This is a genomic window from Colwellia psychrerythraea 34H (assembly GCF_000012325.1).
GTDB lineage: Bacteria > Pseudomonadota > Gammaproteobacteria > Enterobacterales > Alteromonadaceae > Colwellia > Colwellia psychrerythraea_A.
The window spans coordinates 4,589,281-4,602,810 of record NC_003910.7 but is presented as its reverse complement, the minus strand read 5'-3'; the positions used below and the strand labels follow the sequence as shown (position 1 = coordinate 4,602,810).

At 38.7% G+C, this 13,530-nt stretch carries 13 protein-coding genes; 5 read left to right on the top strand and 8 right to left on the bottom strand.

The features are described 5' to 3' along the window. Window positions 1–150: 150 nt before the first annotated feature. The 4 genes from hslU to priA form a co-directional block, all read right to left on the bottom strand. Window positions 151–1,482, bottom strand: a complete 1,332-nt coding sequence (gene hslU / locus CPS_RS19560) for an HslU--HslV peptidase ATPase subunit (protein ID WP_011045100.1) — start codon at window positions 1,480–1,482, stop codon at window positions 151–153. A gap of 75 nt (window positions 1,483–1,557) precedes the next feature. Continuing rightward, entirely contained in the window at window positions 1,558–2,076 is a 519-nt protein-coding gene (gene hslV, locus CPS_RS19555; protein WP_011045099.1) for an ATP-dependent protease subunit HslV, read from the bottom strand. Window positions 2,077–2,383: 307 nt separating this feature from the next. After that, window positions 2,384–2,959 carry an SPOR domain-containing protein gene (locus tag CPS_RS19550; protein WP_011045097.1) on the bottom strand — a complete coding sequence of 192 codons (576 nt, stop codon included), beginning with the start codon at window positions 2,957–2,959 and terminating at the stop codon, window positions 2,384–2,386. Window positions 2,960–3,044: 85 nt separating this feature from the next. Then, complete coding sequence (priA, locus tag CPS_RS19545; RefSeq protein ID WP_011045096.1) at window positions 3,045–5,255, bottom strand: primosomal protein N'; 2,211 nt, start codon at window positions 5,253–5,255, stop codon at window positions 3,045–3,047. A 306-nt stretch (window positions 5,256–5,561) separates the two neighbouring features. On the opposite strand from priA, the gene rpmE reads away from it, so the two are divergent. The 5 genes from rpmE (at window position 5,562) to dnaB (ending at window position 9,898) form a co-directional block, all read left to right on the top strand. Beyond that, window positions 5,562–5,774 (top strand): 50S ribosomal protein L31, encoded by a 213-nt coding sequence (gene rpmE, locus CPS_RS19540; RefSeq protein WP_011045095.1) that lies wholly within the window; start codon window positions 5,562–5,564, stop codon window positions 5,772–5,774. A gap of 296 nt (window positions 5,775–6,070) precedes the next feature. Beyond that, complete coding sequence (locus CPS_RS19535; RefSeq protein ID WP_420794798.1) at window positions 6,071–6,691, top strand: RNA polymerase sigma factor; 621 nt, start codon at window positions 6,071–6,073, stop codon at window positions 6,689–6,691. Beyond that, window positions 6,684–7,259 carry a hypothetical protein gene (locus CPS_RS19530; protein ID WP_138140321.1) on the top strand — a complete coding sequence of 192 codons (576 nt, stop codon included), beginning with the start codon at window positions 6,684–6,686 and terminating at the stop codon, window positions 7,257–7,259. The genes CPS_RS19535 and CPS_RS19530 overlap by 8 nt, the downstream gene beginning before the upstream one ends. 86 nt (window positions 7,260–7,345) lie before the next feature. Continuing rightward, window positions 7,346–8,311: a DUF4097 family beta strand repeat-containing protein gene (locus CPS_RS19525; protein ID WP_011045092.1), complete on the top strand. Its 966-nt coding sequence runs from the start codon at window positions 7,346–7,348 to the stop codon at window positions 8,309–8,311. Between the two features lie 168 nt (window positions 8,312–8,479). After that, window positions 8,480–9,898, top strand: coding sequence for a replicative DNA helicase (gene dnaB, locus CPS_RS19520; RefSeq protein WP_011045091.1), 1,419 nt, complete (start codon window positions 8,480–8,482; stop codon window positions 9,896–9,898). A 246-nt stretch (window positions 9,899–10,144) separates the two neighbouring features. Here the strand turns inward: dnaB and CPS_RS19515 are convergent, their stop codons facing one another. The 4 genes from CPS_RS19515 to purU all read right to left on the bottom strand — a co-directional run bounded on the left by CPS_RS19515 (window position 10,145) and on the right by purU (window position 13,524). Next, window positions 10,145–10,564, bottom strand: a complete 420-nt coding sequence (locus CPS_RS19515) for a secondary thiamine-phosphate synthase enzyme YjbQ (RefSeq protein WP_011045090.1) — start codon at window positions 10,562–10,564, stop codon at window positions 10,145–10,147. Window positions 10,565–10,597: 33 nt separating this feature from the next. Further along, complete coding sequence (locus CPS_RS19510; RefSeq protein ID WP_011045089.1) at window positions 10,598–11,551, bottom strand: LysR family transcriptional regulator; 954 nt, start codon at window positions 11,549–11,551, stop codon at window positions 10,598–10,600. A gap of 396 nt (window positions 11,552–11,947) precedes the next feature. Next, complete coding sequence (locus CPS_RS19505) at window positions 11,948–12,478, bottom strand: VOC family protein (protein WP_011045088.1); 531 nt, start codon at window positions 12,476–12,478, stop codon at window positions 11,948–11,950. Between the two features lie 185 nt (window positions 12,479–12,663). Further along, window positions 12,664–13,524, bottom strand: coding sequence for a formyltetrahydrofolate deformylase (purU, locus tag CPS_RS19500; protein ID WP_011045087.1), 861 nt, complete (start codon window positions 13,522–13,524; stop codon window positions 12,664–12,666). Window positions 13,525–13,530: the final 6 nt, after the last annotated feature.

Sequence of the window (13,530 nt, the reverse complement as noted above, 5' to 3'; positions counted from 1 at the left end):
ATCTAACCTTTATTTATCTACCAGATATTCGATGGACCAGTAAATAAGTCCGTTGAGTAACACGTAATAAGTATCTATACCCGTTCCACTTGAAGATGCATGATTCAGCCTTCCTGAAACGAGCATCTTCAAATGGAGCGGGTATTGTTATTAAAGAATAAAGCGACTTAAATCTTCGTCTTTAACTACTTCACTTAATATCTTAGTAACATAAGCTTGATCTATGCTGATGGTCTCACCACTGCGTTGGTCAGCATTAAATGATAAATCTTCAACCAAACGTTCCATCATAGTATGTAAGCGACGAGCACCAATGTTTTCAGTTGTCTCATTCACTTGCCAAGCTGAATCAGCAATTGCTTTAATACCATCATCGGTAAAAGTTACTGACACACCTTCAGTAGCAAGTAATGCGATATATTGCTCAGTAAGTGAGGCAAAAGGTTCTGTTAATATACGAACAAAATCATCGGCAGTTAATGCTTGTAATTCTACTCGTATAGGTAAACGACCTTGTAATTCCGGGATTAAGTCAGATGGCTTAGTCATTTGAAAGGCGCCGGAGGCAATAAATAAGATGTGATCTGTCTTGATCATGCCATGTTTAGTACTTACGGTTGAACCTTCTACTAACGGCAGTAAATCGCGCTGTACACCTTCACGAGAAACATCCCCACCGCCAGAGCTATCAGCACGTTTACAAATTTTGTCAATTTCATCGATAAAGACAATACCATTTTGCTCTACTGCATCAATAGCTTTTTGCTTAATGTCATCCTGATTAACTATTTTAGCCGCTTCTTCTTCTTGCAACGCTTTTAGAGCATCTTTAATCTTAAGTTTGCGCTTGTTAGTTTTCTCACTAGACATGTTTTGGAACATGTTTTGTAATTGTGAAGTCATATCCTCCATACCTGGAGGTGCCATGATCTCAACACCAACTTGTGGTGCTGCTAAGTCAAGCTCAATTTCTTTATCATCTAATTTTCCTTCGCGTAATTTCTTACGAAAAATTTGACGAGTATTACTGTCATCACTTTTTTCATCGTTACCAAAGCCGTCACGAGCAGGAGGAAGCAGAACATCTAAAATACGCTCTTCAGCCGCTTCTTCAGCAAGATGTTTAACACGATCCATCTCACTTTCTTTAACCATTTTTATTGCCATATCAGCAAGGTCACGAATAATAGTTTCTACTTCTTTACCAACATAGCCCACTTCAGTGAACTTAGTCGCTTCCACTTTAATAAATGGTGCGTGGGCAAGTTTTGCCAAGCGGCGAGCTATTTCAGTTTTACCAACACCCGTAGGCCCAATCATTAAGATATTTTTAGGAGTAACTTCGTTACGCAGATCTTTATCAAGCTGCATTCTACGCCATCGGTTTCTTAGCGCGATGGCAACAGCGCGTTTGGCATCACTTTGACCAACAATGTGGCTATCTAATTCATGAACAATTTCACGTGGGGTCATATTTGACATAATTTATTCCTCGTTGTTGCCTAAGGAGTGTTTTACTCATACTCAGGCAGCATGTTAATCAGTTTCTGCTAAGGGCTATAGTTCGTCTATAGTTTGTTCTTGGTTGGTAAATACACAGATATTACCAGCAATAGTAAGTGATTTTTCTACTATTTCTTTGGCACTTAAGTCGGTATTTTCTAAGAGAGCTGTTGCGGCTGATTGCGCAAAATTACCGCCACTACCTATAGCGATAAGATCATGCTCAGGCTGAATTACATCGCCGTTACCGGTAATGATCAATGATGCTGTTTCATCAGCGACAGCAAGTAAGGCTTCAAGTTTTCTTAACGCTCGGTCGCTTCGCCAATCTTTAGCAAGCTCGACAGCGGCTTTGGTTAAATGACCTTGATGTTGTTCAAGCTTACTTTCAAAACGCTCAAATAATGTAAAAGCATCGGCTGTACCACCGGCAAAACCAGCGAGTACTTTGCCATTATATAAACGACGTACTTTACGAGCATTTCCCTTCATTACCGTATTGCCAAGTGATACTTGACCATCACCACCAATTGCCACTTTGCCATTACGTCTAACTGAAACGATAGTAGTCACATTAACCTCATTTTAACTCAATTCTTTGATGTTAATGTAATTGGGATCTTTACTGGCTTTTCAAGGAGTGTGATGAATATTATAGCCATTACTATTCAAAGTGCAGAATTTCAGAGGGAGTTAAAATGACTTTAGGCATGATAAATAATCGAAGCATAGTCATTCTATACATTGATTATTTAACGGAGTATAAAGTGATTTTAAAGCCATCGAAGAAGCGCTTGGGTAACACTACTTGATCACAGCGCCTTGAATTGAAATTGCTCAAGTGCTCTGAAACCTGCATCTTGATTGGTAACGGGTATTATTATCGCCATAACCAAATTTGACAGTAATTAATATTATTACGTTTGAGCTTATGTTTATCTTTTTCAGCGAGACGTTTACGGGGGTAGGGGCCTAAGAAAACTTTATGCCAAGTGCCGTTTTTACCTGAGACACTTTGTACTTGCGCTTCGAGTCCAGAAAAAGCTATGCGTGCTTTTAATGTTTCAGCTTGCTTCTGTGTTTTGAATGAACCACATTGCATTTTATAAGGACCTTTTTCTTCGACCTTATATTCGCCAACTTCAATTTCTTTGGTTTCTAAATCTTTAACATAAGTCCATTTTTCTTTCGGAGGCTTAGGTAATTCATCTGTTTTGTTTAATGATTTTTTTTCTTTTGTAATTTTTACGGGTTCAATTAATGGTGTCTTAGTGCTGGGGTCCGTTTTTAATGACCATAAGCCATAAGAAAATACACCAATGAGTACTATCAGTAACAGGCTAATTAATTTTGCTTTAAGTGGTACTGCGCTGGAGTTTTTAGATGCCTTTTTACCATTACGGTTATTTTTTTTCTTTTTTGCGGGGGCGCGGGAAACGTAATCTTGATTAGCCATGAAATGCGGAGAGTCGCTAAGAGGAAAATTTTAGCTAGTGTAACCGAGCTGACATAAAAAAACACGGTTACCTTAGGCTTTTTTGTTACCAATTAAGATCGATAGGATCAATATCTAAACTCCAACGAACCTTACCCTGCCATTCATTGTTAGGTATTTGAATAAGTAACTGCAAAATTGCGCGATGTAAATCTTTTCGTGATTTCGCTTGAATGATCAAGTGATATCTAAATTTACCTGCTTTTTTTTCCATTGCCGCTGGAACTGGGCCGGCAAACTCACAGCCCTCTAGTCGTCGTTGTGTTAAAGCGCGTAAAAATTTTTCTGGGTAAGATGGATAATTCGCATCAGCTCGTAACAGCGCTTGAAAAGTAAAAGGTGGTAATAGTGCTTGTTTTCGCTCAGTGAGTGCTTGGTGGGCAAAATGGTGATAACCATTGTGTACTAAATCTTGCAACAAAGGATGATCAACAAAGTTACTTTGCACTAATACTTTCCCGGGTTTACTGGCACGTCCAGCGCGTCCTGCTACCTGAATCAGCAATTGAGCCATTTGCTCACTTGCGCGAAAATCAAAACTAAATAAAGCACCATCAACATCGAGCACAGCTACTAGCGTGACATCAGGAAAATGGTGTCCTTTTGCTAACATTTGTGTTCCAACCAGTAATTGATGTTTTTTATCAGTGACCTCTTGTAATAATTTTGCTAATTCACCTTTTTTACGAGTGCTATCTCGATCGATACGCACAATAGAACTTTCAGGAAATAGTTCTTCTAAACGAGACTCTAATTGCTCTGTGCCCTGGCCTAGTGGCGCTATACGAACACTACCGCAACTAGGACACTGCGGAGGTATGCGCTTTTGACTGCCACAATGATGACAAATCAGCAGTTGTTGCTTTTGGTGTAAGGTATAAGGTTTATCACAGCGTTGACATTCTGCAAGCCAATGGCACTCTTGGCAGTTTATAGCTGGCGCATAACCTCGACGGTTTAAAAATAATAATACTTGTTCACCACGGGCTAAGGTTTGCTTCATTTCATGTTTAAGTGTGCCAGATAAACCAAACTCGACTTGCTGCTGGTTCATATCAATAAGGGCTATTTTAGCTTTATTACTTTTACCTGCTCGGTTAAGAAGTTGGTGGTAGCTATATTTTCCAGATAACGCATTTTGCAAAGACTCAAAACTAGGCGTAGCGGTGCCTAAAACGATTGGAATATTTAATTGCCTTGCGCGTAAAATAGCCATGTCTCGGCAATGGTAGCGAAAACTATCTTGTTGTTTTAATGAAGAATCATGCTCTTCATCGATAATGATCAATCCAAGGCGATGTAAGGGCGTAAAAACTGCTGAACGAGTACCAATAACAATAGCGGCACTTCCTTGTTGAGCACTTAACCAGGTGGCTAAACGTTCTTTATCATTCAGCCCTGAATGGTGCAACGCAATAGGCACATTAAAGCGTTGTTCAAAGCGGTTTAATGTTTGGGGTGTTAAGCCAATCTCTGGCACTATCACTAATACTTGCTGATTATTGGCAAGTACTTCTTCCATGGATTGCAAGTAGACTTCTGTTTTACCACTCCCCGTAACCCCATCAATTAGATGGCACGAAAATTGTGCTAAAGAATGGTTTATAGCACTAACAATAATGGCTTGTTCACTTGAAAGTACTAACCTGTCAGCTTGATTGAGGGTATTCTCTTGCCAAGTATATTGGCTCGCTACCTGTTCTTTCTCAATGATTAACGCTTTGCTCTGCAAAGCGTTTAACTGTGCTTTGCTATATCCCAATGTGCGCAGCTCTACCCAACTGATGCCGTTATGGTTGTTAATTATTTGATAAAGAGCGAATTGCTTAGCGGCTTTTTTCTCTAATTTGGCTAATAGGTCACTGTTATCTTCACTTGGGCATTGTGCTTGCCATACCATCGGAGGGCTTAAGGTAATATTTTCTATTTTTCGAAGCAAAATAGGCAAGGCTTGTTGGAAAACATCGCCAACGGGGTGGTGGTAATAATGAGCACATAATTGTAAAAAACTAACCAGTGACTGACTTAAGTTGAAATTATCATTAAGACGAGTAGTAATGTCTTTTACCTTACTTATCTCAAAGTCACATTGTGCTTGTGCATCAATAACGATACCAATCACCTTTCGTGGACCAAAAGATACCGCAACGCGTTCACCGACTTTAATAGCAGGGGAACTTAGCGCTTCTGGTACTCGATAAGTAAATAACTGTCGCATAGGAACAGGAATCGCAACTTGAATGTATTGTTCAGGCACTTTGAATCAGCTGCTTTTTGGTTGGCAATGGTTAGGGCTATTTTGCCCCGTGTGATGAATACTGCCAAGTAACAATATCGCTTATTTTCTAAATAACCTTAACGAGCCTTTTTTTAGTCAGTATTGGCTTATTTATGTTGCAGTTATTCAGGCTATCCTTTATTATTCGCCCCCATTAATTTTTAACTACGTATGGTGCTTGGCATTTCGGTTATCCTTATTAGAGTAAACTCTCAAAGGGTACACAGTAAGTAAATGGCTAAGTGGCGATGCGCCCAATTTCTCTTTAAAGAGATAGAGGTTCCTATGAAAAAAGATATTCATCCTAATTACGTTGAATTCAATGCAACTTGTTCTTGTGGTAATGTTGTAACAACTCGTTCTACTATAGGTAAAGACATTCACCTAGACGTATGTTCAGCTTGTCACCCATTCTACACTGGTAAGCAAAAAGCTGCTGAGACCGGTGGTCGTGTTGATAAATTCAACAAACGTTTTGCTGCAATCGGTAAGAAGTAAATACTTCCCCTGTTGTAATAAACGTAAAAAAAGCGCCTATTGGCGCTTTTTTTGTGCCTATTAATTGATGCTATTTCTCACCTCGATTTCTCCACTGTAATCACAACTATCAGTTATACTTTTTTATCATATAAATTTTATTAAATACTCTTTAAACCTTTTTGCTGGGTAAGGTATCTTAGTTAATATTGCATATCATTTTAGAACATTATTGTAGATAACTTATTGGATAATTATTTTGAACCAAATAGAGACTTTAGCTTTTGGATAGCCAAATAAGACAAGATAAAAAAGTCATTGACCTAAAGGCGCGCTTTAGTGCCAATAAAGATCATCACTCCGGTGATAGTGATGATGAACAGTTATGGATAACAGAAGCTAAGCAAGGGTCTCAAACCGCTTTTTATCAGCTTTATGAAAAATATCATCGGCGAATTTATGCCTTGTGTTGGCGCATGTTGGCAGATAAAGACAGTGCTGAAGATGTCTGCCAGGAAGTTTTTGTCGTCTTGTGGCAAAAAATTAATAATTTTCGTGGTGAAAGTAAATTTAGTACTTGGCTACACAGTGTCGCAACAAATGTAGTGCTGGGACACCTACGTAAACATAAAAATTGGTTGCAGCGTGTTTTTAGTATTGAAGAGCAAGGGGTTGGCGTTCAAGAACCTAGTGTTAGTTTAACCGATGATTCAACGCTCACGCTATTAGACCAGCACATTGCCCGTTTACCAGAACGAGCACGCTTAGTTTTTGTTTTGTTTGCTGTTGAGGGCTATCGCCATGAGGAAATTTCCACCATGTTAAAAATGGCAGTAGGCTCGAGTAAGTCGCAATACCACAGAGCGAGAAGCTTATTAAAAGAATCATTAATAGCTAATGGTTTTGTATCGATTGAGGAGGAAATAAATCATGAGTAAATATAACCCTCAAGACCACATGCATCTAAACAATAAAATTTCAGATAAAACACTCGCAGAGCAAGTGGCAACGTTACCCGTTGAAATGACACCCGAACGAGACTTATGGTCAGGTATCGAGCGAGCCATCAATCATAAGAGGCAAGAAGTTGCAGCAGAAAATCAAGGTAATCTTTTTATGCCAAGTGCTTGGGCTGCTTCTATTGCACTGGTAATGTTGGTGTCTTGGTTTACTTTTTCACCGTCGATTAATAAAGAAAGTGAACCCGTATTGGTAAAAACTCAAGAAAAAAATGGCGTTACTCAAGGGCAGTTGGTTAATTTTATGCAACAAAACTTTAAAAAACAAAAACAAACGTTATTAGCAAGTTATGGCCAGCCTACTGTTGATAAATTACCTGCAGCAATGCAACAAGAGTTAACGCAATTATCTGATGCAAGAGCATCAATAAGAAAAGCACTGCTAACAGATGAAAATAATACCGACTTATTAAATTTATTAGACTTTACTCAGCAACAAGAATTAAAGCTGCTACAGCAATTATATCGCCAATATCAAGTGATTTAGCTATTTACAATGTTAACGCCCAGCAGAGTTAACTAAAGACATAGTTCGCTAAACACCGTAATAAATAGCAAAGATAAGAGGTTACAATGAACAAATTAACAAGAAAAACACAGCAATGCGCAACTATGCTCACAATGACAACTTGTTTACTACTAAGTGGACCATCATTTGCAGATACTGAAATTGCAGAAAGTATATCAAGTAATAATGTCACTAATGTATCGATTAATAATCACAGTGGTCTTATTAATGTTGTTGGATGGAATAAAGATAAAATATCCGTTACCGGCACACTAGATGATGACGCAGAAAAACTCATTTTTGAACAAAAAGGTGCACAAGTTCTTATTAATGTTGAATACTCTAGAATGGATAATTGGAGTGCAGATGGTTCAAAGATCACTGTTTTTATGCCAAAAAATATCCGCATGAAATCTTCAAGTGTTTCTAGTGATATTCATTTATCTAACTTACATGGCGGTGTTGAAGTTATATCGGTTAGCGGTGATGTTTTGGCAAAAAACGTAACGCAAAATGTTGAACTAAGTAGTATTAGTGGCAATATAAATAGTGACAAATTGTCTGGGAAGATCTCATTGTCAGCCGTTAGTGGCGACATAAATGATACCGACTCCACCGGTCGGTTAGAAATTAGATCGGTCAGTGGTGAGGTGATTATTGACAGCCAAGCGAAGGAAGTTTTTTTCAATAATGTTTCAGGTCGAAGTCAGCTTAATTTAGCTGAAGTGATAGAGCTACGTATTAGAACGGTTAGTGGTGATTTAGAAGCAAAGCTCATCTTAAATGCAAAAGCCTTGCTTAAAGCGTCGACAGTAAGTGGTGATTTAATATTTACTTTTCAAAAAGGTGTCGATGCTGGTTTTAACCTTAAATCAAGTGTTGGCGGCGACATAGATAACAATATCACTGATGTTAAAACTGAGCATGATGAATATGGCCCAGGTGCTGAGTTAAATTTTCAAACGGCCAATGGCAGTGCTTTAGTAAGAGTGTCAACGGTTAGCGGTAATATTGAGGTTAGCAGCAAGTAATCTTTTTAACTTCACGGCTCTTTTAGGTGAAACTTTTATATTCTGATAGGCTAAATTCTGCTACATTAGCACTCCTTTTTTAGATACTCGTTTACGTTGTTTTGTCTTAGTTATAGTAAGAGTTAAAGCAAGCGCGAGTATGGTGATGTAGTAGAGTAGGGTTAGGTAATGGCCGACAAAAAGCCAGGTAAATTTTCAAAAGAAAGACAATTCATTAAAGACAAACAAATCGATGAATTAAAAGTACCTCCGCATTCGCTAGAAGCTGAACAATCGGTTCTTGGCGGACTGCTACTTGATAATGAAACGTGGGATCGAGTTGCTGAAAAAGCCGTTGCCGCTGATTTTTATAGTCGCTCACATCGCCTTATTTTTGAAACCATTGGTGGGTTAATCGAATTAGGCGAACCTGTTGATTTAATCACCCTGTCTGAAGCCCTAGAAAACGACCAAAAACTTGACGATGCTGGCGGTTTTGTTTATCTCGCAGAGATGATGAAAAACACGCCAAGTGCGGCAAATATCACTGCTTATGCTGACATTGTACGTGAACGTGCAGTAACCCGTGAAATGATCAGCGTGGCGAATGAAATCGCTGAAGCAGGTTATGATACGCAAGGACGAAGCAGCGCCGATTTACTCGATTTTGCTGAAACCAAAGTTTTTGCAATTGCTGAAAAACGAGCCAACAAGAATGAAGGCCCTGAAAGTCTTAATTCAGTGTTAGAAAAAACTGTTGATAGAATTGAAAAACTCTGTTCAACGCCATCAGGTGGTGTTACCGGTGTGCCGAGTGGTTACGCTGACTTAGATAAAATGACAGCAGGTTTACAAAAGTCTGATTTGATCATTGTTGCAGCGCGTCCATCGATGGGTAAAACAACCTTTGCGATGAACTTGGCCGAACATGCTGCGATGACACAAGAACATCCTGCACTTATCTTCAGTTTAGAAATGCCTGCAGATCAAATCATGATGCGTATGCTGGCGTCTTTAGGCCGTATTGATCAAACTAAAATCCGTACTGGTCAGTTAGAAGATGAAGATTGGGCTCGTCTGTCTTCAACCATGGGCTTGCTCATGGAAAAAGGCAAAATGTTTATTGATGATGCGGCAGGGCTAACGCCGACAGAAGTGCGTTCAAGAGCGCGAAGAATACATCGCGATCATGGCGGTATTAGTATGATCATGATTGATTACTTACAATTAATGCGAGCACCACAATTCTCTGATAACCGTACCTTAGAAGTTGCTGAAATTTCGCGTTCACTCAAAGCCTTAGCTAAAGAATTAAAAGTGCCTGTTGTGGCATTATCTCAGTTAAACCGTGGTTTGGAGCAACGTTCGGATAAACGACCAATTAACTCAGATTTACGTGAGTCAGGTTCAATAGAGCAGGATGCAGATTTAATCATGTTTATTTATCGTGATGAGGTTTATCACGATGACAGTGAATTTAAAGGCATGGCAGAGATTATTATTGGTAAGCAACGTAACGGACCGATTGGCCGTGTGCCATTAACCTTCCAAGGTAAGTATTCTCGCTTTGATAATTATGCCGGACCACATGTATTAGAAGAAGACTAAACTAATAGCTAAATAACATTCATCTTGTCGTTGTATGGTCCAATTTAGGCGTCAAAAGTATTCATTGATAGTCATCAATTCCGTGCTTTTTTCTTTAACTTGAACCATACAACTTAAAGCTGAATGCCATTATCGTAAGTCAATTCGGCAATGACGTCGTTGAAGTTAGGTTATTAAATAGTAACCTCTAAGTCGTCATCCTCGTGGTGTTTGAGTCGAGGATCTAGCTTGTTATCTCTTAGCTATTTACTCTCCATTGATGGTAGCCACAATCGTTCGGTTGCTGGCATGGTCTCTATGCTCACCTAAATATATTCCCTGCCAAATCCCAATATTTAATTGCCCATGACTAATAGGTAAACTAAGGCTATTACCCAGTAGACTGGCTTTTATATGGGCAGGCATATCATCATCACCTTCGTAAGTATGCTGATAATAAGGCGCTCTTTCAGGGACAAAGTGATTAAAATGCGCTTCCATATCTGAGCGTACCGTTGGGTCGGCATTTTCATTAAGGGTAATGGAAGCAGAGCTGTGTTTTATAAAAAGATGAAGAATGCCACAGTTAACCTTGTTCAGCTCGTGCAGTTGTTTTAGGACTTCATCAGTGATTAAATGAAAACCACGTTTTCTTGCTTTCAACGTTATTTCAGTTTGATACCACATGGTTTACCTCAATTGTTAGTTATACCAACCGTATTAATCATTTATATACAAATTTGTAAACTCTCTGATAGCTTCAGGTAATAGTTTTTCTATCATATCAATTTGTTTACTATTTTTATCATAACGGGCATAGAGCTTTTTATGAATGCCTGTTTCACCTAAGCGCATACAACGAAATAGTGACTGTTTGGTTACGCTTGATACTAGCCAATCAGGTAATGTAGCCACGCCCATATTAGCTGAGACCATTTGCAACATAACATGGCTATTAGTCACCTGCTTTATCTTACTCGGTTTGCATTTGGCTGGCGTTAGAAATAATTTAAATATATCTAACTGCTCGGGTGGCAAAGGATAGGTTAGTAAAGTCAACTGGCTAAAATTCTCGGGCAGTAAATAGGGCGTTGTTGTCACACCACCTTGAGAAAAAGATCCGACCCGTTCTGATAATTTCAGTTTGCTAGCTTGTTGATTAGAAAGAACAGCCATCACCTCAAACTGACCAATTTCTTGGTAAATGACATTTTCTTCTGCTAATTTCTCGTCAGTAAACAGAATGTCAGCTTTCTCTTCACTTTGATTTTTATGTTTATTAATTTCAAACGACTCATCAATAAACTCGAGTTCAACGTTATTTTTTTGCTGTGAAAAATGGCTTGTTACCGGCAATAACCACTGAAAGCAGGCATGACATGCTATGGCTATTTTTAAAGAGCTTAGGGCTAAAGATGGTGATTTTAAGGTGATATTAGCTTCTTTAATTTTTGGCAATAACTCTTCACCAAGACTAAGTAATACTTTTCCTGCTTCAGTAAACTCAACCGGTGAAGTATTACGAATAAACAAAGGCGCATTTAAGCGTTGCTCAAGATCCTTTATTTGATGCGACAAAGCAGACTGACTACTAAATAACACTTCAGCTGCTTTGCGAATATTCCCTGTATTGGCAAGGGTTGTAAGCGTTTTTAAATGTTTTATCTCGAACATAATTAATTTATTTCAACTCCTTGATGAATTTATTGAGCTTGTCTCGAACGTTCTTTTCCTAGAGTATAACCATTTAAACGTCTAGACGTCCATTTGTTTTTTTGTAAGGGATGACAACTAGCCCGTTAACAGAGTTATACCCAAGCTCCTTGAGAATATGTATTTCAGAGTTACTCAGTTGAGTAAGCACAAGGTACATCAATGTAGAAATGCTTATTGCCGTTAAGCAATTATGTAAAGAGTATGAAGCGTAATTTTTCTGATTTATCTTAGTGAGTTTTAGCTGCTATTAATTTGAGTTGACGAGACAAACTGCAAAAAAAAGCACCTCAGTGATAACTTAGGTGCTTTTTATCTTTTTGTCTGTAAAGTGAGTGAAACGTGAGCGATAGTAAATTAATCTTGCTCGTGTAACCAAGCAGCATGTCGCGGTGCACGTTTAGTCACTGACCATTCTTCAATCATATCGTGAGCAACTCTGTTAAGTTCTTTATATTGCTCTTCTGTACCTGTGTCGGCAGCAAGTTCTAAACGGTGGCCGTTAGGATCAAAGAAATAAATAGACTTAAAAACACCGTGGTTAACTGGACCTAAAATTTCAACGCCTTTACTTTCAAGCTCTTCTTTAGCAGAGACTAATACATCATAACTCGCTACTCTCAAAGCAATGTGCTGCACCCAAGCCGGAGTATTCTGATCTCTGTCCATGGCTGGAGAATTAGGTAATTCAAAAAAGGCTAAAACATTTTCATTTCCCGCATCGAGGAAAATATGCATATAAGGATCTGGCGCTTTGGTTGAAGGTACTTCATTTTCAGCAATAGCGAGCACTAAATCCATGTTTAGCTTGTCTTTGTACCAAGCGGTTGTTTCTTTGGCGTCTTTGCAGCGATAAGCAACGTGATGAATTTTTTCTATATTAATCATGATCAGGACTTTTTATTAAAATAGGTTATGAGGTAATTTTAATCACAAAGTGGACACTTAGGCTAATTTTACCCTTATTTAGTAAAACACTTTACGTCAGGGGGAGTTGACGGCTGTACAAAATTAATTACAGCCGACCTTGAAATGTATCGTTAGACTAAAATCAAACTAAAATTAAAACAAAGCTAAGCCAGAATAACTGTTTTATCGCCATTGATACAAACGCGTTGTTCAGCATGTATCCTTACGGCATGGCTTAATGCTGTCGCTTCTAAATCATGGCCCATATGTACCATTTGCTCTATGGTAAAAGCGTGGTTAATTGGTTTTACTTCCTGAGCAATAATTGGACCTTCATCAAGATTCGCTGTTACATAGTGCGCGGTTGCCCCAATGACTTTAACACCACGAGCATGAGCTTGGTGATAAGGGCGAGCACCTTTAAAGCTAGGTAAGAATGAGTGATGGATATTAATGGCCTTACCTTGTAGTTGCTGGCATAAACCATCAGAAAGTATTTGCATGTAACGGGCTAATACTAATAAGTCGATATTAAGTTCTTCCATTAAGTCGGTAATTTGAGCTTCTTGTTCGAGTTTGGTCTCTGCATTGACGGGTAAATGGTAAAAGGGAACATTATGCCATTCACTTAACGCCTGACAATATTGATGATTAGAGATAACGCCAACGATATTGATCGGTAAAGCACCAGAACGCCACTTAGTTAACAATGAGACTAAACAATGATCGTCTTTTGACACCGCAATCAGGACATTGGGTACATCAGCACGTTTACGTAATTGATATTGCATGGCGAGTGGTTTGGCTAACTCATTTAATGCTTTAACGAATTCACTACTGGAAACCGTTAAGTTACGATCATCAAAAGCAATACGTGAAAAAAAGGTTTCACTATACGGGTCACTGTACTGTGATGTTTCGGTGATAAAAGCACCGTGTGAAAACAAACTTTGCGATACTTTGGCTAACACGCCAGTGTTGTCCGGGCATTGCCAAGTTAAAATATAATGAGTAGCTGAAGACATAATGTA

What these genes read in the sequence shown, in the direction of transcription:
- hslU (WP_011045100.1), bottom strand. Translation starts at nt 1,482, where the DNA reads ATGTCAAATATGACCCCACGTGAAATTGTTCATGAATTAGATAGCCAC.
- CPS_RS19550 (WP_011045097.1), bottom strand. Translation starts at nt 2,959, where the DNA reads ATGGCTAATCAAGATTACGTTTCCCGCGCCCCCGCAAAAAAGAAAAAA.
- rpmE (WP_011045095.1), top strand. Translation starts at nt 5,562, where the DNA reads ATGAAAAAAGATATTCATCCTAATTACGTTGAATTCAATGCAACTTGT.
- CPS_RS19530 (WP_138140321.1), top strand. Translation starts at nt 6,684, where the DNA reads ATGAGTAAATATAACCCTCAAGACCACATGCATCTAAACAATAAAATT.
- CPS_RS19525 (WP_011045092.1), top strand. Translation starts at nt 7,346, where the DNA reads ATGAACAAATTAACAAGAAAAACACAGCAATGCGCAACTATGCTCACA.
- dnaB (WP_011045091.1), top strand. Translation starts at nt 8,480, where the DNA reads ATGGCCGACAAAAAGCCAGGTAAATTTTCAAAAGAAAGACAATTCATT.
- CPS_RS19515 (WP_011045090.1), bottom strand. Translation starts at nt 10,564, where the DNA reads ATGTGGTATCAAACTGAAATAACGTTGAAAGCAAGAAAACGTGGTTTT.
- CPS_RS19510 (WP_011045089.1), bottom strand. Translation starts at nt 11,551, where the DNA reads ATGTTCGAGATAAAACATTTAAAAACGCTTACAACCCTTGCCAATACA.
- CPS_RS19505 (WP_011045088.1), bottom strand. Translation starts at nt 12,478, where the DNA reads ATGATTAATATAGAAAAAATTCATCACGTTGCTTATCGCTGCAAAGAC.
- purU (WP_011045087.1), bottom strand. Translation starts at nt 13,524, where the DNA reads ATGTCTTCAGCTACTCATTATATTTTAACTTGGCAATGCCCGGACAAC.